Here is an 18,982-nt window from a genome sequence, read left to right on the forward strand (position 1 = left end):
ATTGGCTCGGGAAGATGGAACTGAGGCTCCTCTTCCTCGGCATCGCACTGCGACCCTTTCAGGCTGGTTCGGGCGAAAGGTTTTGTCAATAAGATAATTTAGTTTAATTATTCTATTGCTCCTTTCATGATATCGGCGCTATCCATATCGGCAGAGACGAGGGCGGCGAGATGACACGGCAATCCGGCAAGCAGCAGATCGCGATGGGCAAGAACCCCGAGCGCAGCCGTGACCACAATCGTCGTGTCGTGCTCGATGTCGTGCGCATGCATGGTTCGCTCGGCCGCATGCATATCGCCAAGCTGACGCACCTGACTGCGCAGGCGGTGGCCAATATCGTCGACGAGCTCGTCAGCGAAGAGCTGCTGATGGAGATCGGCCGCTTGCGTTCCGGCCGCGGCCAGCCGCCGATCCAGTTTGCCGTCAACCCTGATGGAGCCGTCACGATCGGCGTCGAAATCGCTGCCGACCATATGGTTACGACGGTACTCGACCTTTCCGGCAAGGTGCGTTCCGAGACCATCATGCCGGTGGAGAATACGAGCCCGGAACATATCGTTCCGCTCTTTACCGGCGAGGTGAAGAAGGTCCGCAAGCACTTCCCGTCCAAGCTTCTCGGCATCGGTGTGGTCATGCCTGGCCCCTTCGAGATCGAAGGCATGAGCTCGGTCGGCCCGACCACCCTGCCCGGCTGGAGCAGCATCAATCCGGCTGCATTGCTCAGCGAAGCGAGCGGCGAGACCGTTATCGTCGAAAACGATGCGAATGCTGCCGCCGTCGGCGAGCGGCTGTTCGGTGCGGGCCGCGCCATTTCCAATTTCTGCATGATCTATTTCGGCGTCGGCGTGGGCCTCGGGCTGATCCATGACGGCGCACCTTTCCGTGGCGCCTTCGGCAATGCCGGCGAAATCGGCCATGTGGTCGTTGCCCCGCGCGGAAAACCTTGCCCGTGCGGCCAGCGCGGCTGCCTGGAACGTTATGCATCCCTGCATGCGCTGAAGGAGAAGCTCACCGAGGCGGGCTATGAGAATGCTGATTTTGCGGCGATCGAAGTGCTGCACCGGGACGGCAATCCCGTCGTGAAGGAGTGGATCGCGGAGACCGCTGACTATCTCTCGCCGATGGTGGCAATGCTGGAAAACGTTCTCGATCCGGAGACCGTCATCCTCGGCGGTGCGCTCCCCGATGCCGTCATCGATGAGATCGTCGCGGCCATGCAGACCCTTCCCGTTTCTGTTGCCAGTCGGCGCACGCGCGCCTTGCCGCGCGTCATTCGCGGCCAGACGGGCCAGTTGACGGCCGCACTTGGCGCAGCGGCGCTGCCGCTCTTCGAAGCCGTCACCCCCAAACTCGACATTTCACCGACCGCCGTCGCCGATAACGCAGCTTAAGATGCGCGCCACCGGTCTGCCCCAATGGAGGAACCATGCTGACCGATCGAGATCGTATTGAGAAACAGAAGCGGAGCCTTTCGCTCACGCGGCTGCACCGGGCCCTGTCCCGCCTGACCTCGACCGTCACCATGATGAATACCGGCGCGCATCCCGATGACGAGCATAACGGCCTGCTCGCCTATCTGCGCCTCGGCCTCGGCATGCGCGTCATCGTCGCCTGCTCGACGCGCGGCGAAGGCGGGCAGAATGCGCTCGGACCGGAACGGCTCGGCGCGCTCGGCATCATGCGAAGCCGCGAGATGGAAGAGGCTGCCTACGAACTCGACGCCGATGTCTACTGGCTCGGCCACGGCCCTGATGATCCGATCCATGATTTCGGCTTCTCCAAGAATGGCGACCGGACATTCGACCGATGGGGCGAAAAGCGCATCGTCGAGCGGCTAGTGCGGGCCTATCGCACGGAGCGTCCCGATATCGTGCTGCCGACCTTTCTCGACGTACCGGGTCAGCATGGGCACCACCGCGCGATGACGCGGGCGGCGGAAGCCGCTGTCGGACTTGCCGCCGATCCCTCGGCTTTTCCCGAACATTTCGACGAGGGTCTGTCGCCATGGCAGGTCGCGAAATTCTATCTGCCGGCATGGTCAGGCGGCGGGGATACCTACGATGACGAAGTGCCGCCGCCGGTTATGACATTGCCGCTCGAAGCCACTGATCTCGAACCTGTCAGCGGCGTCACCTACGACCATATCGGCGAATGGTCGCGGTATTACCATGCCTCTCAGGGCATGGGCCGCTGGTACGATATCGGCGATACCGAATGGCCACTGCATCTGAAGCTCAGCGCGCAGGGTTCCGTCGCGGAGGCGTCCATCCTCGATTCGCTTCCCTCGACGCTCGCCGATCTCGCCCGCGAAACGGAGCTGCCGCAAAGTGTCGTCGATGCGCTGATGCGCGCGGATGGCGCAATCGGCAAGGCGATCGAGCGCTTTCCGGAACGATCCGCCATCGTCGATGCGCTGCTACAGGCGGCACATCAAGTTGAAAAGGCGCTTGAGGAAGCGCCTGACGCCTTCCTCGAAACGCACGGGCATCGTCTGCAGCGCAAGCTCGTGGAAATCGATGCCGCACTTTGCGAAGCCGAACAGGTCTTCGTCCGGGCGGTTGCCGAACCCGCCGCGCTTTCGCCTGGAGCAACCGGCACGCTGATCCTTCATCTCAGCGGCAATGCCGGAACCGCTGTTGTCGACGCCAGCATCAGATTGCCGGCAGGCATTTCGGCGAGCGTCAAGGAAACCTCGCCGAAGCAGATTGTGTATGCGCTGACAGCAACCGCAGATGCGCCGCTCACGCGGCAATATCAGCCAGGATGGTCGAGCCTCGGCGGCAACGGCAATGCCTTCGTCGAGGTAACGGCACAGGTCGGAAGCCGTTCAGTCACGGTGACCGTCGATCTTGAGGAGCCGCTTACAGTCGCGTCGCAACACTCGCTGAACCTTCAGCCCAATGCTTTCATCATTCCCGTAGATGGCGAGAGGCCGGAGCTGGAGATCAAGGCTGCGTCTGCAGGACCTGTCAGCTTTTCCGCGCCGGCCGGCTGGGCGATCAAGGAGGCTGATGGCGCGCTTACGCTTTCCCCTCCTACCTCGATAAGGCCTGGCCTCTTCGCCATCACGCCGCTCGTGGACGGGCAGCCGGCGATGCGCATCTCGCCGATCGCCTATCCGCATATCGGCCGCACCAGCTTTCGCGAACCGGAACTGCTGCGCGTTTTGGCGCTCGACCTCAAACTGCCTGATGGCGCCAAGATCGGCTATGTCGGCGGCGGTGCCGATCGCGTCGGGCTCTGGCTTGGCCGCATGGGGCTCGATGTCACCGAACTCGATGCGCGGGCCCTGTCCGGCGATCTCTCGCGCTTTACGACCATCGTCGTCGGCATCTTCGCCTTCGGCAGCCGCAAGGATCTGGCAGCTGCAACCGCCCGCCTGCATCGCTTCGTGGAAGATGGCGGCCACCTGCTGACGCTCTATCATCGCCCGAGCGATGGCTGGCAACCGGATGCCACGCCGCCGAAGCGCATCGATATCGGCTCGCCCTCCGTCCGTTGGCGCGTGACCGATCCGGCAGCAGAGGTGACTGTGCTGGAGCCCGAGCATCCACTGCTTAAGGGGCCGAACAGGATCACATCCGTGGACTGGGATGGCTGGGACAAGGAGCGCGGCCTCTATTTCGCCGCCCGCTGGGACGAGGCCTATGTACCGCTGCTTGCCATGCATGACCCCGAGGAACAACCACTCAAGGGCGCATTGATTTCGGCTGAAATCGGCAAGGGGCGGCATACACATACGAGCCTCGTACTGCATCACCAGCTCGACAAGCTGACATCAGGTGCCTTCCGGCTGATCGCCAATCTCGTCCAGCCCGCCTGAGGCAACAGGAATGGATGCATCCACTGCAGCCAGGGACAGCCGTTTCGGCATTGTCTGGCTGCTTTCCGATACGACGCTGGTGACCGGCATGACGGTGCTGGTGAAGATGCAGGGTGCGTCCTATCCGGCGATCCAACTCGTCTTTATCCGCGCGCTGATCGGGCTCGTGCTTATCTTGCCATTAATTTGGCGACACCGCCGGCAGCTTGCCGGTTCCAGGGATCCCCTGCGCAACATCATGCGCATCAGCTGCAATGCCGTCGCGCTGACCAGCAATTTCGTGGCGCTGACCATGCTGCCGCTGGTGCTCGTCAATGCACTTGGCTTCACGCGGCCGCTGGTTTCGATGCTGATGGCCGTCGCCATGCTCGGCGAGAGGGTCAGCCGGTGGCGGTGGATCGGCGCGGTATTTGCCTTCGTCGGCGTGCTGATCATGTTGGCGCCGGATACATTCGCCTGGAATCTCGGGCTGTTGGCAGTGCTCCTCTCGATCATCTTCGGGGCGCTGGCGACGATCCAGACTCGGATGCTGCATTACGAAAACACGACTGTGATGATGGTCTTCTATACGGCCGGCCTGACCGTCATCACCTTCATTCCGGCGCTTTTCGTATGGCAACCGGTACGCAGCGAGGATTGGCCCGCCCTGCTCGGAATCGGACTGCTGGCGCAGATCGGGCAATTCTGCTTCCTGCGCGCCTATCAGATCGCCAGCGCCAGTCTGCTTGCGCCGTTCGGTTATCTGTCAATCGTCTTTGCAACGGCGAGCGGCTATGTCTTCTTTAGTGAGGTGCCGGACTTGCGCACGCTCATCGGCATAATCGTCATCATCGCAACGCTGCAGGCAGTCGCCTTCCTGGAACGACGCAAACGCTAGCGTAGCGTCGGGTCCAGCCAGTCGCGGAGCCAGTCACCCACAACGGAGACGGACAGAGTAGTGATGACGATCACCGCGGCCGGCATGAGCATGATCCAGGGTGCGGACTGGATATAGTCGCGACCGTAACCCACCATATTGCCGAGGCTCGTCTGTGGCGGCTGCAGACCGATGCCGAGGAAGGAGAGGCTCGATTCCAGCAGGATCACAGCGGGGATGTTGAGCGTCATGGCGATGACGATCATGGCGGAGATATTCGGCAGGATGTGGCGCAGATAGATACGCCAGGGCGAAGCGCCGATGTCGCGTGCCGCCGCCGCATAGCCCTGCGCATTGGCCGAGATCGCAAGCCCCCGGGCGATGCGGGTCACCTGCTCCCAGCCGTACAGGCCGAGCAGCATGATGAAGATCGGAAGCGAATTGCCGAGGAAGGCGAGCACGGCGATTGAGATGATCATGAAAGGCATGGCAAGCTGCGCATCGACGAAGGTCAGAATGACCTGATCGACCCAGCTGCGGAAATAGGCGGCGATAAAGCCGAGCGTCACGCCGACCACGGTCGAGAGCATCGTGGCGCATATGGCGATGGTCAGCGAGATGCGGATCGAGATCAGCGCACGCGAAAACACGTCGCGGCCGAGCTGGTCCGTTCCGAGGATATGAGCGAAATCGCCGCCGAAGAAGACAGGTGGTTTCAGGCGTGCGCGTACATCGACCGCCATGAAATCATAGGGGACGATCAGCGGCGCGATCACGGCGACCAGGATCACCAGAGCAAGCCAAAAAATCGCGATCAGAACCGCCGGCGGCCAGGCCTCCAGAAAAGCGGTGATCTTCTTCTTTTCCTCGATGACGCTGCCGCTGGCGGCAATCTGCTGGTCGATAGCCATTTCGTTCTCCCTCAAGCTGTGACGCCGCGACCGCGGCTGCGCATCCGCGGATCGATGAGCCCGTAGAGCAGATCGACCACGAGGTTGGAAATCACCATCATCAGACCGATCAGGAGCACGATGACCTGCACCACGGCGAGATCGCGCGCCTGGACCGAGGAGACGAGCAGCCGGCCGATACCCGGCCAGGAGAAGACGCTTTCGACGATGACCGCGCCACCGACGAGATTGCCCATCATGAAGCCGAAGATCGTGACGATCGGCACGGCGGCATTCGGCAACACATGGCGGGTGACGACCTCCGAGGACCGCACGCCCTTGGCGGCTGCGGTGCGCACGAAGGGGCGGCCAATCACCTCGATCATGGCCGAGCGCGTGTAGCGGGCAATGATGGCGGCACCTGCAATGCTCAACGTCGCGATCGGCAGGATCATGTGGGCGTAGGTCGAATAACCGCCTGACGGCAGCCAACGCAATTGCACGGCAAAGATCAGCGCCAGCACTAGGCCGAGCACGAAGGTCGGCACCGTGAAGCCGAGGACTGAGAGTGACATGATGAAGCGGTCGAAGAAGGAATTACGATACAGCGCCGCAGTGACGCCGGCCGTGATGCCGAGCGCGGTCTTGATGAACAGCGTCGGCACCATGATCTGAAGCGTCGCGGGCAACCTCGCCAGCACGGACTCAATCGCCGATCGGTTCTCGCGCATCGAATTTCCGAGATCGCCGTGGATGATGGCGATCAGGTACTTATAGAACTGCACCCAGAGCGGCTGATCGAGGCCCCACTGACGACGGAAGGCGGCAATCACCTCAGGCTGGGTTTGCGCCGGATCGAAGAAGCGCGTCGCGGGATCCCCGGCAACACGCAGAATGATGAAGGTAAAGGTGACGATGATGAAGAGCGTCACCAGCGCCCGCAGCAGGCGGATCAGAATGAATTGCAGCATGTCAGGCCGCCTCCCCGCCTGTTAGCGACGGATTGTTGACGAGATGGCAGGCGACGGAGCGGCCGCCTTCGGCGATGAGTTCGGGTTTGAGCGAACGGCAGACCGGGCGCGCCTCCGGACAGCGTGTGTGGAAGGGACAGCCGGAGGGTACGTTGACGGGATTGGGCGGATCGCCGGTCAGGATGATGCGGCTGCGCGCCGGTCTTCCCGGTTGCGGCACGGCCGAAACCAGGGCCTTCGTATATGGGTGGGCCGGAGACTGCAGGATATCTTCCGGTATGCCCATCTCGACGATGCCACCGAGATACATGACGGCCACGCGGTCCGAGACCTGGCGCACGACCTTCAGATCGTGGCTGATGAAGACGCCGGTAAAGCCGGTGCGGGCGCGGATATCCTCGAAGACATTCAACACCTGTGCCTGCACCGAAACATCGAGGGCCGAGACCGGCTCGTCACAGACCAGCAGCTCCGGCTCCATCGAGAGGGCGCGGGCGATGATGACGCGCTGGCGCTGGCCGCCTGAGAGTTCATGCGGATAGCGGCTGCCGTGATGGGCGATCAGGCCGACGGCGGCCATCACTTCGGCGACGCGGCGCTTGCGGTCGGCCGGCGTCATTTCGGGATTATGGATGATCAGAGGCTCTTCGATCTGGCCGGCAACGGCGATGCGCGGATCGAGCGCGCCGAGCGGATCCTGATAGATCATCTGCATGCGTTTGCGCATGGCACGCCAATGGGCGTTCGGCACCGCACCGACTGGCTCGCCGCCGAACCAGACATCTCCTGATGTCGGCGGGACATGGCCGAGCAGCAGCCGCGCGGTCGTCGACTTGCCGCTGCCGCTTTCGCCAACGATGCCGAACATTTCGCCCGGCGCCACGGTGAAAGTCAGGCCATCGACTGCCTTGAGGGTCTTTGCCGACGAGAACAGGCCGCTGCGCTGGCGGAGCGTATAGTGGCGCTTCAGCGCGCGAACGGAGAGAGCGCCCTTCACTACGCCACTCCCGCAGCATTTGCCTGAACGACAGCTGATGTCTTCGGCACAAAGGAGGATCCCGCGCCGAGATGGACGCAGGCAGCCAGGTGCCTGTCATCCACGCCCGCCGAACGCATGGGCGGCACGCAGTGCAGGCAGTCCTCATCGGCCAGCATGCAGCGCGGCGAGAAGGTACAGCCCGGCGGCAGCGCGCTCGGCGGCGGTACCGTGCCGGGAATGGCCATCAGACGCTGACGCGGGCCGTCGATGCGCGGCAGCGCGGCGATCAGGCCGCGCGTATAGGGATGGGCCGGATTGGCGAACAGATCCGATGTCGGGCTATCCTCGACGATGCGGCCGCAATACATGACCGCGACACGTTCGGTCATTTCTGCCACCATGCCGAGATCGTGCGAGATCAGCACCAGCGCCATGCCGCGCTCGCGCCTGATGTCGTCGAGCAGGTCAAGAATCTGTGCCTGGATGGTCGCGTCGAGCGCGGTCGTCGGCTCATCGGCAACGAGAAGATCAGGATTGCCGGCAAGCGCCATGGCGATCATGACACGCTGGTTCATGCCGCCGGAAAATTCATGCGGATATTCGCCGAGCCGCTGGCGGGCATTGGCGATGCCGACGCGGTCGATCAACCTTTCGGCCTCCTTGCGGGCCGCCTCCCCCCGCATGCCCTGATGCAGTCGCAGCGCCTCCGTCAACTGCCAGCCGATCTTGTGCAGCGGATTGAGCGAGCTCGACGGGTCCTGGAAGATCATGGCGATCCGCCCGCCGCGCACGCGGCTGAGCGTTGCGTCGTCGGCACCCAGTATCTCCTGGCCGTCTGATGTCACAGAGCCGCTGACACGAGCGTTGCGGCCGAGAAGGCCGAGCGCCGCCATCCAGGTGATCGACTTGCCGCAGCCGGATTCGCCGACGATGCCGAGCACCTCGCCGCGGGAGAGTGTCAGATCGATGCCGTGCAGCGCACGGGTGAAATGGCGGTTGCTCTCGAAATCGACCGAGAGATTGCGGATTTCAACAAGGCTCGACGGCGTGCTCATGCTCGTCCTTCCGTTACTGACTCTCTTGCTGGGTGATATTGCCGACCTGCAGGACGTAACGTTCCCGGCCTTCCAGGATCACGCAGCTCAAGATCTGCTGCACATAGGCGCCGGTATCGACGTTGATGCGGTTCGGAAAGCTTTCGACTGCATCGCGGTGGCTGTGTCCGTGGACGACGACCTTGCCGAAATTCTTGCGCGAGAGCAGAAACTTGTCGCGTATCCATGTCAGATCCTCACGCCGCTGATCGGCGAGCGGGCGATCCGGATCGACCCCGGCATGGGCGAAGAAATAATCGCCATCGCTGTGCGAGAATGGCAGCGAGAGCATGAAATCCTTATGACGTTTCGGAAGCGCGGACAGAAATTGCTGCCGCAGCGCCTCGGCAAGATCCGGATCGGCTACTGCTGCGAGCACATCATCTTTCGAGAGCCCGTAGGAGGTGAGCGTCTCAAGTCCACCCTTCAAAGCCCAGGGCGAAACGACACCGGCATCGTCGACAAAGGCGATCAGCCAATCGTCATGATTGCCTCTGAGGCACATAACCTGCGCATTGGCCGGCGGGTTTGCCCTGTGGTCGATGATCATGTCGATGACATCAAGAGAATTCGGACCGCGGTCGATGAGATCGCCCAGATAGATGATCAGCGCCTGCTCTGCCGGGTGCTGCTCCATATCGGCAGCAATCGCCTGCTGCATGGCTTCGAGAAGATTGCCATAGCCGTGGATATCGCCGATCGCATAGATCCGGCGCGCGCCTGTAACGGCAGGGCTTGCAGTGTCGAATTCAGGCCAGTCACCATCCGTCCTGTCGACGGGCAGCACGCGGCGCATCGGGGCAATCATCAATACTATCCTCGGGAGAATGGAGGGCGGGTTGGCCAGCACCCCGCCCCGCCTGCATTACTTCTTGATGGAGAAAGCGCCCGGACGGAAATCCATGACGAACATGGCCGACGGCTTCCACTGGATGTCGGCGCGCTTGCCGTAGAGGATGGCGTTCTGGTGCAGGACGATCAGAGCCGGATCCTCGACTTCGATGATTTCAAGCGCGCGAGCGAAGGCTTTCTTGACTTCGGCCCTGTCTGTCGAGGTGTTCAGGACGTTGCAGAGCTTGTCGAACTCCTCGTTCTTCCACATGCCGGTCTTCGGGTTCGTACCGCTGTGGTAGGTGCCGTTCGGGCAATTGTTGGCGAGCAGCGCGACCGGATAGGCGAAATATGCCGTATTCGAGAGATCCTGCATCATACGATCAGGAGCGGGGTCGTTCGGGTTGTCGACAACCGAGAAGTCGATGTTGAAGCCGATATTGCGCAGATTATCGAGATCGAACTGGGCGACCGTCAGCTCGTTCGGATAATAGTCGTTGTGCACGCGATAGGTGATCGGTTCGCCCTTGTAACCGGCCTCGGCCAACAGCTTCTTGGCGAACTCCGGATCGTAGGCCGGCGACTTGAAATCGTCCACGAAGAGATCGCCGAACAGCTTATGCTGGAAGCCCTGCGGAACGGCGGTAAGGCCACCCCAGAGCGAGTCGACGATCGTCTGGCGGTCGATCGAGTGCGAGAGAGCCTGGCGGATCAGCTTGTTCTTCAGCGGGCCGTTGTTGGTGTCGAGCGCGATGAAGCGGATATTGGCAACCGGACCGCCGGCGACTTCGAAATCGGAATTGCCCTTGATCATCGGAACCTGGTCCGGACCGACGTCGCTAACGATGTCGTATTCGCCGGATAGCAGGCCGTTGATGCGGCTTGCGGCTTCTGGAACGATGTTGAAGTTCAGCTTGGCGATCGGTGGCTTGCCGCCCCAGTAATCGTCATGGGCAACGAGATGGATGGCTGAATCCTGATCGACGCTGTCGACCTTGTAAGGGCCGGTTGCGACTGGATGCAGGGCGAAATCCTTCCAGGACTTAGCGTTCTGGAAGGCGCGCTTGGAGATGATGGCGGCATAGTTGACGCGGGCGAGACGCGCTTCGGTGTCAAGCGTCGACTTCTGCATGACAAAGCGGACGGTGTAGTCATCGACCTTCTCGACCGACTTCAAGAGCGGCCATTCAGACTTGCGGCCTGCGGCGGTAACGGCCGGAGGAACGATGCCGGTCGTGCCGTCGGCGCGGGCGAAGGTGGGCTGGTTGGCGTCACGGGCCTTTGCCTGTTCCGGCAGCAGGCCATAGCGTTCGTCGGAGAAGGAGAAGACCACGTCATCGGCCTTCATCTCATCACCGTTGTGGAACTTGACGCCCTGGCGCAGCTTCACTTCCAGGATCTCAGGCGAAACCCACTTCCATTCGGTGGCGAGGCCCGGTTTGGCGCCGAGGTTCGGATCGGACAGATCGAGCGCGATCAGCTGCTCGTAGATGTCGTTCTGATATTTGCGGGCTGCCGTACCCGTATTGTCGGTCGTGTCGAGCGTCCCGGCGCTGCCCATGCTCTGCAGCGCGACATTGATGGTCGGACGGTCTTCGGCACGCGCGATCTGGTTGAAGCCGAGGACTGTAGTGGCAAGAAGGGCTGATGTCAGTGACAATGTTCTGAAATTCATGTTCATGGCTATGTCTCCGTTCGGAAAAATGGCGCCGGCTTCGGAAAGCCGGCATGGCTTCGCCGTTCGCCTGCCACTCCTCAGTCGGCCTGCGTCCGGGATCTGAATGAAGCGCCCCGGCTAATCGGGGCGCTGTTTGGTGAAAATGCTTAAAGCGTGCCGCGATCTTTCAGATGCGTCTGCCACGCTTTAGTTTTTTGTTTTGCGTATGCCGTTATCGCAAAACCGCTGCGCGTTTTTGCGCGTCATGCTTATGCGGTCTGCAATTCGACCTTCAGTTCCTCGCGCCGCATCGGCTCGGCGGCCGGCCTGCCTTCGAGGACGAGATCGGCTTCGTCGATATAGTGATGGGTCCCGACGCGGGCGATCGCGATGCGGGAGACCTTGTCGCCGGCAGATGCGGTAAAGTGGGTGACGACAGGTGCCGAAACTGGCTGGCCGCCTTCCAGCAATTCGTGCATGACGCGGCCAGTCATCGTGGCGGCCGGCTCGACACCGAGAAGATGCAGCACGGTCGGGGCAATGTCGTAGATACCGGTGCGCGAGGCGATCACCTCGCCGCCGCTGCGGATGCCGGCGCCGCCACCGACGAGCACGGCAGCAAGCTCGGTCGCATGCAGGCCGCCATGCGTGCCGCCCCCAACCGGAATGTTGTAGTTTGCAGCATCGCAGTAAGAGGTGCCGGGAATGCCATGGGCGTTGCTGTCGTTATCGCCCTTCAGGTTGATATAGAGATCCGGCGCACGGCGATGTGCCGCGCCCGACAACCCTAGCGCCAGCGTGCCGGCGATGATGCCCTCACTTGCGCCCGGTGCGATCGCCCGCGTGAAGGTCGCGCCGTACCATTCCTGTGCGGCCAGCACATCGAAGGCTGCCTGCAGCAGACCGCGGTCGAACTTGCGCAGCCAGAGACCAGGGGCGCGGCCGCCGCGGTAAAGGATGTCGGCGTCATTATCGAAGTGGTGGTCCGCCGAAATGCCCGCGTCTCTCAACGCTTCGCCGACGGAAATGAATTTCGCCGAGGTGGAATGGCCGTGATCCGAGGTCACGAATATCGCAATTGCATGCCGCTCCGGCTGGCGTTCGCGCCACTCCATGAGGTCACCGATCGCCGCATCGCAATCGCGCATCGAGGCGAGCATGCCTTCGGCGCCGAGGCCGTGGACATGCGAGGCGCTGTCGACCTCGGTCAGCCAGATGATCGCCGCCGACGGTTTCCTGGCAGGCCAGACGCTATCGGTGAAGACAGAGACCGCGCGCCGCTCGGCGCCGCGGTTGAAGCCGGTCGGCGGAACGGAATGCCGTTCGGCAATCTCGACGGCAAGCTCCGGCGGGAAGGCGATTGCCGGATGGCGAACATTAAAACCCGCCTGCCCCCAGTCGGCGCCCTTCCAGTTCAGCGCGGTGAAGGAGCCCTGCCCGCTCGACGTGACGGTCGCGAAGGAGAGCCCATGCTTGGCAAGCGTTTCCGACAGATTGGTCGCGGTCGCCATGCCGCCGACGAGGCGCCGGTCGCCGGCCCGCCAGTCGTGGATCGTGTCGGTGCCGGTCAGCCGGCCGGAGCCATCGCGCGAGTAGAACTCGTTGCCGAGAACGCCCGTCGTTTCGGGGCGTGCACCGCTTGCAAGCGCCGTCAGCGCGCCGCGCGTCTCGCTCGGGAAAACCGTGCGGTGATCGCGGCTCGTAACACCGGACGTCTTCAGCGCCGCGAGATTGGGCATGGTCGTCGCGTCGATCATATCCGGCCGCAGGCCGTCGACACCGAGCACGATGACATGGCGGACATCAGTCATCTTCATTCACCTTCTCTTCTATTGTCGTGCCGGTCGGACCGGCATTGTCATTGACGCTTTGGGGATAGAGGACACTGGCGCCGGCCTCCGTCAGCAGGCGCACGAATGGCTCCTCCAGCGGCTGGTCGGTCACGAAGGTCTCGATTTCGGAGAATGGAATACTGCGGTAGCGGCCGACGGCGCCAATCTTGGTGTGGTCGGCCACATAGACATTGGAACGGCTCTGTGCGGCGAGCCGTGTCTTGAGCTGCATGTAGTGCTTGGTGCGCTCGACCAGCCCGTATTCGGCATCGAGGCCGTAGACGCCGATGATCGACAGGTCGAAGCTGCAGTCGCGGATCGCGTCGAATACTTCGTCGCCCAGCAGCGTCTTGCCGTTATAATCATATTCGCCGCCGGTCAGGATCACCTTGTGACGCAGGCCCGCCTGCAGCGCCTCGCCGATAGCTGGCATGTTGGTCATGACCGTTACCGGCGGGCCATTGCGCATCGCCTGGGCGACAGCAAGCACCGAGCTTCCGCCCGTCATGAATATCCATTGATCGGGCTGGATCATCGCGGCGACGAGATTGCCGATCGCCTGCTTTTCAGCCCGCTCCATGTTGACGCGCTCGTCGAGCGCCGCCTCGCGGCCTGATGGAATCGCGCCGCCGTAAACACGCTGCAGCGAGCCGCCCCGCTCCAGCGTCACGAGATCGCGCCGGATGGTTTCTGTCGAAACACCGAAGGTCTCGGCAATCGCGCTAATCGACATGCCGCTGCCGCCATTGATGAGACGGATGATGGTCTGGTGACGGCTGGCTGCGGGAAGCTTGGACATGAAACAACTGCTCGCCTTGATGACGTGGCATTTCTAGGCCGGTCATGTTTCAATGCCGTGACAGTTTTTTGATGTTTTTGTTTATTCCCTCAAAGTCGCACAAAGCTCCACATTTTCGCGCTATGCGCCTTTGTCGCTCGCTGTGACGAGATCAAATGATCGGTGGGTGGGCAGTTTCCGAAAAATGGCACGTCCGCAAGAAATGCGCCAAACGCGTAAATAGGAGGATTTTTTCAGTTGACCGCGATAGGTCACCTGCATATGTTCCGCGCACTTCCGGCCGGGGTGCTTCGCACCGCGGAGAGTGAGAGCGTAGCTCAGCCGGTAGAGCAACTGACTTTTAATCAGTAGGTCTCGGGTTCGAACCCCGACGCTCTCACCATAATTTCCTAATGAAATCAAATCCGTAGAGATAACAACCGGCGCAGATTGTTGACGCCTATTGCCCAGCCTTTACGGCACATGGCGAGCATTTGCGGAACACGACTGGCGCAAGCCACATCGGGAATTTGCCGAGTTAGCAAAGCGATGGGCCGGCCGCCTTCCAGTCGAATCGCGAGGAATCTGCGACACTGCCGCCTTCTGTGTCATGTTCACGCCTTGGCCATCGGCCGCTAACTCCTGTGATTTCTCTGAAAGTTTGGTCATGTCCTTCTCTCTGGCAACGCGGCACAGGCACGCCCAGTTGATGAACGACTCGCTCTTCTCTGAGGCTGGGGGGTCGCTCAGGTTTTCTTGACGTTCGCATACAAGGCGGGCATTCGCTGGCCAATCAAGCGGCGTCGGTGTAAAGCACGTGCCATGGCCCTAGATCCTCAGAAGGCATTTACAGATTACAGTGCGGCGGACTGCAGCGTGCAGTTCTGGACCGCCAACGCACCGGCCGTGCAATTCACCTCTCTGGAAGCCGCTGTCAGGTTCGCAAAAGACCATGGCGGCAGATGGGAGGAGATTGAGATAACGGTCCATCTGCCGCGCGAAGACATCGTCTTCGCCACCGGAAAGGTGCATCAGCTAATTGATGCTTTGCCAGGTGACGCCCGGGAAAAGCGGTAGCCAGGTCGATCAGTTGCAAATCGGAACCGTACTGCGCATATACCGGCCGGGTTGTAAGGGCTGCCAGGGGCACAAGCCCAATGATCCCATCTCCTCACTGCGAGGCGTTTTCATTGATTAATTTCGCTCACAATGATAATAAATCCCATCGACAGAGCGTATCGGGCGATATTTTCATAATGAGCGATTTTGATCATTTAACCGGCCGACAGTTGGCGGCCGCCCGCGTTTTACTGGGGATTGGTCAGGTTGAGCTGGCCAGCAGGTCAAATGTATCAGCACCGACCCTGCGACGCATGGAAGCCAGCGAGGGCGCTGTCGAGGGCATGCGCAATAACGTCGCTTCAGTCATTGCGGTATTGCAAGCCGCCGGCGTCACCTTTCTTGATGGGAACTATTCCGGTTCAGGCGGCCCAGGTGTACGCCTGACGCAGCCTTCCGGCGCGTCGATCGACGTCAAAGAGCGCGAGACCATTCAGTATCGCGAGTTTTATGAGAATGATGCACCTCCTGGTGCTGGAGGTTAAAATGGCGAAAACACCCAAAGAACCAAAGCTCGAGCATTCCGATTTCTCCGGCGAGTTCGAAGACGACGGCGTAACCGTGCTCGTCGATATACATCGGCCGGCGGGCACCAATGGCGATTGGACTCTCGAGGTCATTTCGCAAACCGAGGTCGTGACGACCTGGGAAGATGCATTCGCCACGGATCTGGAAGCTTGGGAAGAGTTCCTGGCCACCGCAGAACGAGATGGCGTGCGAAGCTTTCTCGATGAGGATGAGCCGCTGGTGCATTGATGGGATCGACCCGTTCCCTGGCCTCTCCTCGCGGCCTACCAATCCGTGCACTGCCACATTGAGGAGACCTTTAAGCTTCCGGCACTGGTGCCGGAAGCGAGTTTCTCAACGCGAATTCGCGATGCTCACCGTCAGTAGCTGCAGGAGCGACCATCCCTGGGCCTGAAGCCATCTGCACAGGCGCGATTCATCGAATCTCCCGGCACGTAGCCCGAAGCGGAGCCGTATGAATTCGGGGGAGTTGCGCACGCGGTGAGCAGCGAGATGCCGATCAGCGCTCCGGCTGCTACCAATGCCCGAAATCTGCTCATCAATGTTTCTCCTCGGTGGATGTTCCAGCGTCAATCTCTGACGCTAGAGCGCCCTGCGTTCATTCGGATGCACAAAGGACGCTCTAACTCTTTGAATCTACGCATCGGCTTTCCGAAAATCGATTCCGATTTTCGGGCCGATGCTGTAGCGCATACCAGCACCAAACAGTCATCGCAACTAAACGACATCACAAGCTTGCTCTTGGCCGCCGTAGCCAACAGGCCGGATAGAGTAGCGAGAGATCCGGCGTCGGCCTCGTATGTCCGCCGGCCGGACCTCCCGGCATTCGCAGTGGGGTGCCTGCAAATGCCGGGCAATACCACCGGTCATGCCCGAGTCGATCCACTCACAGAGCCAAAGATGGTTTGCGCGCGGTTAATATCCACATGCCCTGTCCCGTGTTGGGATGGACAGAGCTGCCTCAAGGCCTGCGGCAATTTGGAGATCCGCCCGGCTGCGCTCAGCGCAAAAAGGTGATTGGCAATCACCCCTTTGCGGCGCTAGGAACATCGCTCAGACTGCTGCCGGAGAGAATGCGTGTCGATTGCCGATATTTCCCTTTGGAGCGCGCTGCTTGCCGGAGCGCTTTCCTTCCTGTCGCCTTGCGTGCTTCCACTCGTTCCGCCTTATCTCTGCTATATGGCGGGCATTTCGGTCGAGCAGTTCCGCGGCGGCGGCACGGTTGCTGCGGCACCGGATGTGCGGCGCGGCGTGCTCTTTTCGGCGCTTTTCTTCACGCTCGGCTTTGCGACCGTCTTCGTGGCGCTCGGCGCCGGCGCCTCGACCATCGGCATGGTGCTGCGCCAGCACCTCGATCTGCTTTCCAAGATCGGCGGCCTGATCATCATCGTCATGGGGCTGAATTTTCTCGGGCTTTTCCGAATCGGCCTCTTGGCGCGGGAAGCCCGTTTCCAGGGCAATGGCAAGCCGGCGACGCTGACAGGCGCCTATATCATGGGACTTGCCTTCGCGTTCGGCTGGACGCCCTGCATCGGGCCCGTGCTCGGGGCAATCCTCGGCGTTGCCGCATCGCGTGAAACGGTCGGCTCAGGTGCGGGTTTGCTTGCCGTCTATTCGCTCGGCCTTGCCGTGCCCTTCTGGATCGCTGCCGGCTTTTCCGGGGCCTTCATGCGCTTCCTGTCGCGCTTCCGCCGGCATCTCGGCACGGTGGAGAAGATCATGGGCGTCTTCCTTGTGCTGACGGGGCTTGCCTTCCTGCTTGGCTGGGTCAGCAATGTCGCGATCTGGTTCCAGCAGACCTTTCCGATCCTTATGCAAATCGGCTGAGCGAAAGGCTCAGCCGGTATATTGCGACAAATCAGGCTTTCTTCCGGCTCAGCCGTTCCTTGATCGCATCCGGAATATCGCGGAGGCCGCGCCCCGGTTCGATGCCTTCGCGCATGACGATATTGCGCAGCGGCGGAATGGCTGAGAGGACATGCAGGCCTGCGGCGCGCAGAACCTGTACCGGCAAGAAATCGGAGAGCAGCGAACGATTCAGAAGATCGACGCTTGCGGTGCGCGTCATGATATCGGCACGGCGTTTACGGTCGAAGCTTGTGCCGGCATCGGCGGCGACAGGCAATTCCGCGCGCGCGCAGAGAAGATCGGTCAGCGCCATGATATCGCGAAGGCTGAGATTCAGGCCCTGGGCGCCGATCGGCGGGAAGACGTGTGCGGCCTCGCCGATCAGTGCGATCCGGCCTTTGCCAAAGCGATGCGCCATCATGCCCGACAGCGGCCAGATCTGCACGCCCTCCTCGACAGTGACTTTGCCCAGCAGGGATTGCATGCGCTCTTCCACGACATTGCCGAGTTCGGCGAGCGACAGCTCGACGCGGGCGGCGGCATCCGAGGGATTCTGTACCCAGACGAGGCTGGAGCGGTTGCCCGGCAGCGGTACCTGGGTGAAGGGGCCGTGCTCCGTGTGGAACTCTGTGGAGATGTTCTGGTGCGGCAGCGTGTGGGCAAAATTCAGCACCATGGCCGATTGTGGGTAAGACCAAGTGCGCACATCGATGCCGGCCGTCTCCCGCAGCTTCGATTTGCGGCCATCAGCACCGATAGCAAAATCGGCACTGATCTCTTCTCCGCCTGCGAGCGTGATCGTTACGGATTCCGGAGCGATCCCGATCGTCTCGGCCATGTCGCTGAAACGGCTGATATTGCCCTCAGCGGCCACCGCAGCTTCGAGCACATCCATCAATGCCTTGTTCGGGAAATTATAGCCGAAGGCATCCAGCCCGACTTCGGCGGAGCGGAAGGTCGTCGTCGGCGCACGCAGCAGACGGTTGGTGCCGTCGATGATGCGCATGCTGGTGAGTGGTGCGGCTGCCGGGCGAAGCTTTTCCCAGAGTGTCAGGCGATCCAGAAAGCGAATCGACTGGTCCATCAACGCCGTGGTGCGGCGATCTTCCTTGGGGGATGGAGGGGCGACCAGCGCCACGTTGCGACCGCCGCGCGCCAGGGCGACTGCGGCGATCATGCCGGCGAGACCGCCGCCGATCACCGCCACTTCGAATTTGCTCATGCTATCGTTCCGTCATCAAAAAGACGGCAGAACCGGCAGCCTCAGGCGGCCGGCTTTGCCTGACGGCGCCAACTATAGCCCTTGCCGGCTTCGGCGTCACGCACCGCCGGCTGATAATGATGCGGAATGGACGGCAGGCGCTTTTCCGACAGGCGGCGGATCGCCGTCTCATTGGTAACGGCGAAACTATCGATGCCGACGCGCAGCATCAGCGGCACCTGGTCGATCAACACGTCGCCAACGGCGCGCAGCTCGTTGGTGTAGCCGAGGCGCTGGCGCAGCAGCGAAGCATGGCTAAAAGCACGGCCATCGTTGAAGGCCGGGAATGCGACAGCCACGATCTCCAGACGATAAAGATAGGGCTCGAGCTTCGACACATCATCCGCCGGCCTGATGACCACGCCCAAGCCGACATCATTGCTCTCGTCAGCCTTGGCGACCAGCTCGTCGAGCGTCAGCAGCGGCTTCTGATCGCCCGTCGCCTTCACCTCGTCGGTCTCGATCACCCAGGGATCGTTCTCGATAAAACCGGTTTCTCTCCAGATCTTCGTCAT

18 protein-coding genes and 1 tRNA gene are annotated in these 18,982 nt (G+C 61.5%); 8 read left to right on the forward strand and 11 right to left on the reverse strand.

Annotated features, from left to right (window positions below):
* The first annotated feature begins 170 nt into the window (after positions 1-170).
* From AB4Z13_RS14900 to AB4Z13_RS14910, 3 genes are read left to right on the forward strand one after another with little or no spacing between them, the layout of a single operon-like run.
* Positions 171-1,391, forward strand: coding sequence for an ROK family protein (locus tag AB4Z13_RS14900; RefSeq protein WP_439014912.1), 1,221 nt, complete (start codon positions 171-173; stop codon positions 1,389-1,391).
* Positions 1,392-1,426: 35 nt separating this feature from the next.
* Entirely contained in the window at positions 1,427-3,823 is a 2,397-nt protein-coding gene (locus AB4Z13_RS14905; RefSeq protein WP_439014911.1) for a PIG-L family deacetylase, read from the forward strand.
* Positions 3,824-3,833: 10 nt separating this feature from the next.
* Positions 3,834-4,700 carry a DMT family transporter gene (locus tag AB4Z13_RS14910; RefSeq protein ID WP_439014910.1) on the forward strand — a complete coding sequence of 289 codons (867 nt, stop codon included), beginning with the start codon at positions 3,834-3,836 and terminating at the stop codon, positions 4,698-4,700.
* On the opposite strand, the gene AB4Z13_RS14915 is transcribed toward AB4Z13_RS14910, so the two are convergent.
* From AB4Z13_RS14915 to AB4Z13_RS14950, 8 genes are all read right to left on the reverse strand, one after another.
* Complete coding sequence (locus AB4Z13_RS14915) at positions 4,697-5,590, reverse strand: ABC transporter permease (protein ID WP_439014909.1); 894 nt, start codon at positions 5,588-5,590, stop codon at positions 4,697-4,699. The two genes, AB4Z13_RS14910 and AB4Z13_RS14915, sit on opposite strands and share 4 nt — an antisense overlap.
* A gap of 11 nt (positions 5,591-5,601) precedes the next feature.
* Positions 5,602-6,540 carry an ABC transporter permease gene (locus tag AB4Z13_RS14920; RefSeq protein WP_439014908.1) on the reverse strand — a complete coding sequence of 313 codons (939 nt, stop codon included), beginning with the start codon at positions 6,538-6,540 and terminating at the stop codon, positions 5,602-5,604.
* Between the two features lies 1 nt (position 6,541).
* Positions 6,542-7,537 (reverse strand): ABC transporter ATP-binding protein, encoded by a 996-nt coding sequence (locus AB4Z13_RS14925; RefSeq protein WP_439014907.1) that lies wholly within the window; start codon positions 7,535-7,537, stop codon positions 6,542-6,544.
* Positions 7,537-8,574 carry an ABC transporter ATP-binding protein gene (locus tag AB4Z13_RS14930; RefSeq protein WP_439014906.1) on the reverse strand — a complete coding sequence of 346 codons (1,038 nt, stop codon included), beginning with the start codon at positions 8,572-8,574 and terminating at the stop codon, positions 7,537-7,539. The genes AB4Z13_RS14925 and AB4Z13_RS14930 overlap by 1 nt, the downstream gene beginning before the upstream one ends.
* 13 nt (positions 8,575-8,587) lie before the next feature.
* Positions 8,588-9,421, reverse strand: coding sequence for a metallophosphoesterase family protein (locus tag AB4Z13_RS14935; protein ID WP_439014905.1), 834 nt, complete (start codon positions 9,419-9,421; stop codon positions 8,588-8,590).
* A 57-nt stretch (positions 9,422-9,478) separates the two neighbouring features.
* Positions 9,479-11,125 (reverse strand): ABC transporter substrate-binding protein, encoded by a 1,647-nt coding sequence (locus tag AB4Z13_RS14940; RefSeq protein ID WP_439014904.1) that lies wholly within the window; start codon positions 11,123-11,125, stop codon positions 9,479-9,481.
* A 245-nt stretch (positions 11,126-11,370) separates the two neighbouring features.
* Positions 11,371-12,918: an alkaline phosphatase family protein gene (locus AB4Z13_RS14945; protein ID WP_439014903.1), complete on the reverse strand. Its 1,548-nt coding sequence runs from the start codon at positions 12,916-12,918 to the stop codon at positions 11,371-11,373.
* Entirely contained in the window at positions 12,905-13,732 is an 828-nt protein-coding gene (locus AB4Z13_RS14950; RefSeq protein ID WP_439014902.1) for a DeoR/GlpR family DNA-binding transcription regulator, read from the reverse strand. Before AB4Z13_RS14950 ends, AB4Z13_RS14945 begins: the two co-directional genes overlap by 14 nt.
* Before the next feature lie 306 nt (positions 13,733-14,038).
* On the opposite strand from AB4Z13_RS14950, the gene AB4Z13_RS14955 reads away from it, so the two are divergent.
* The 4 genes from AB4Z13_RS14955 to AB4Z13_RS14970 all read left to right on the forward strand — a co-directional run bounded on the left by AB4Z13_RS14955 (position 14,039) and on the right by AB4Z13_RS14970 (position 15,586).
* Positions 14,039-14,114 (forward strand) — tRNA-Lys (locus AB4Z13_RS14955).
* Positions 14,115-14,533: 419 nt separating this feature from the next.
* Positions 14,534-14,788 (forward strand): hypothetical protein, encoded by a 255-nt coding sequence (locus AB4Z13_RS14960; protein WP_007826740.1) that lies wholly within the window; start codon positions 14,534-14,536, stop codon positions 14,786-14,788.
* 80 nt (positions 14,789-14,868) lie between these two features.
* A complete protein-coding gene (locus tag AB4Z13_RS14965; RefSeq protein ID WP_439014901.1) occupies positions 14,869-15,315 on the forward strand; it encodes a helix-turn-helix domain-containing protein in 447 nt (148 codons plus the stop codon).
* 1 nt (position 15,316) lies between these two features.
* Positions 15,317-15,586 carry a hypothetical protein gene (locus AB4Z13_RS14970; protein ID WP_007826745.1) on the forward strand — a complete coding sequence of 90 codons (270 nt, stop codon included), beginning with the start codon at positions 15,317-15,319 and terminating at the stop codon, positions 15,584-15,586.
* Positions 15,587-15,717: 131 nt separating this feature from the next.
* Here AB4Z13_RS14970 and AB4Z13_RS14975 read toward each other — a convergent pair whose 3' ends face one another.
* Entirely contained in the window at positions 15,718-15,897 is a 180-nt protein-coding gene (locus AB4Z13_RS14975; protein ID WP_113183065.1) for a hypothetical protein, read from the reverse strand.
* 538 nt (positions 15,898-16,435) lie between these two features.
* On the opposite strand from AB4Z13_RS14975, the gene AB4Z13_RS14980 reads away from it, so the two are divergent.
* Positions 16,436-17,185, forward strand: coding sequence for a cytochrome c biogenesis CcdA family protein (locus tag AB4Z13_RS14980; RefSeq protein WP_007822496.1), 750 nt, complete (start codon positions 16,436-16,438; stop codon positions 17,183-17,185).
* Positions 17,186-17,216: 31 nt separating this feature from the next.
* Here AB4Z13_RS14980 and AB4Z13_RS14985 read toward each other — a convergent pair whose 3' ends face one another.
* Together AB4Z13_RS14985 and AB4Z13_RS14990 are read right to left on the reverse strand one after the other, a co-directional pair.
* Positions 17,217-18,428, reverse strand: coding sequence for a UbiH/UbiF family hydroxylase (locus tag AB4Z13_RS14985; protein ID WP_439014900.1), 1,212 nt, complete (start codon positions 18,426-18,428; stop codon positions 17,217-17,219).
* Positions 18,429-18,469: 41 nt separating this feature from the next.
* Positions 18,470-18,982, reverse strand: a complete 513-nt coding sequence (locus tag AB4Z13_RS14990; protein WP_439014899.1) for a DUF934 domain-containing protein — start codon at positions 18,980-18,982, stop codon at positions 18,470-18,472.

This window comes from Rhizobium sp. YAF28 (genome assembly GCF_052113285.1).
Taxonomy (GTDB): Bacteria; Pseudomonadota; Alphaproteobacteria; order Rhizobiales; family Rhizobiaceae; genus Rhizobium.

Excerpts from the sequence above, each read along its gene's own strand:
- AB4Z13_RS14930 (WP_439014906.1), bottom strand. The coding sequence starts at position 8,574 with ATGAGCACGCCGTCGAGCCTTGTTGAAATCCGCAATCTCTCGGTCGAT.
- AB4Z13_RS14970 (WP_007826745.1), top strand. The coding sequence starts at position 15,317 with ATGGCGAAAACACCCAAAGAACCAAAGCTCGAGCATTCCGATTTCTCC.
- AB4Z13_RS14900 (WP_439014912.1), top strand. The coding sequence starts at position 171 with ATGACACGGCAATCCGGCAAGCAGCAGATCGCGATGGGCAAGAACCCC.
- AB4Z13_RS14990 (WP_439014899.1), bottom strand. The coding sequence starts at position 18,982 with ATGACGAAGATCTGGAGAGAAACCGGTTTTATCGAGAACGATCCCTGG.
- AB4Z13_RS14905 (WP_439014911.1), top strand. The coding sequence starts at position 1,427 with ATGCTGACCGATCGAGATCGTATTGAGAAACAGAAGCGGAGCCTTTCG.
- AB4Z13_RS14940 (WP_439014904.1), bottom strand. The coding sequence starts at position 11,125 with ATGAACATGAATTTCAGAACATTGTCACTGACATCAGCCCTTCTTGCC.
- AB4Z13_RS14915 (WP_439014909.1), bottom strand. The coding sequence starts at position 5,590 with ATGGCTATCGACCAGCAGATTGCCGCCAGCGGCAGCGTCATCGAGGAA.
- AB4Z13_RS14920 (WP_439014908.1), bottom strand. The coding sequence starts at position 6,540 with ATGCTGCAATTCATTCTGATCCGCCTGCTGCGGGCGCTGGTGACGCTC.
- AB4Z13_RS14910 (WP_439014910.1), top strand. The coding sequence starts at position 3,834 with ATGGATGCATCCACTGCAGCCAGGGACAGCCGTTTCGGCATTGTCTGG.
- AB4Z13_RS14945 (WP_439014903.1), bottom strand. The coding sequence starts at position 12,918 with ATGAAGATGACTGATGTCCGCCATGTCATCGTGCTCGGTGTCGACGGC.
- AB4Z13_RS14965 (WP_439014901.1), top strand. The coding sequence starts at position 14,869 with ATGATCCCATCTCCTCACTGCGAGGCGTTTTCATTGATTAATTTCGCT.
- AB4Z13_RS14935 (WP_439014905.1), bottom strand. The coding sequence starts at position 9,421 with ATGATTGCCCCGATGCGCCGCGTGCTGCCCGTCGACAGGACGGATGGT.
- AB4Z13_RS14975 (WP_113183065.1), bottom strand. The coding sequence starts at position 15,897 with ATGAGCAGATTTCGGGCATTGGTAGCAGCCGGAGCGCTGATCGGCATC.
- AB4Z13_RS14960 (WP_007826740.1), top strand. The coding sequence starts at position 14,534 with ATGGCCCTAGATCCTCAGAAGGCATTTACAGATTACAGTGCGGCGGAC.
- AB4Z13_RS14950 (WP_439014902.1), bottom strand. The coding sequence starts at position 13,732 with ATGTCCAAGCTTCCCGCAGCCAGCCGTCACCAGACCATCATCCGTCTC.
- AB4Z13_RS14985 (WP_439014900.1), bottom strand. The coding sequence starts at position 18,428 with ATGAGCAAATTCGAAGTGGCGGTGATCGGCGGCGGTCTCGCCGGCATG.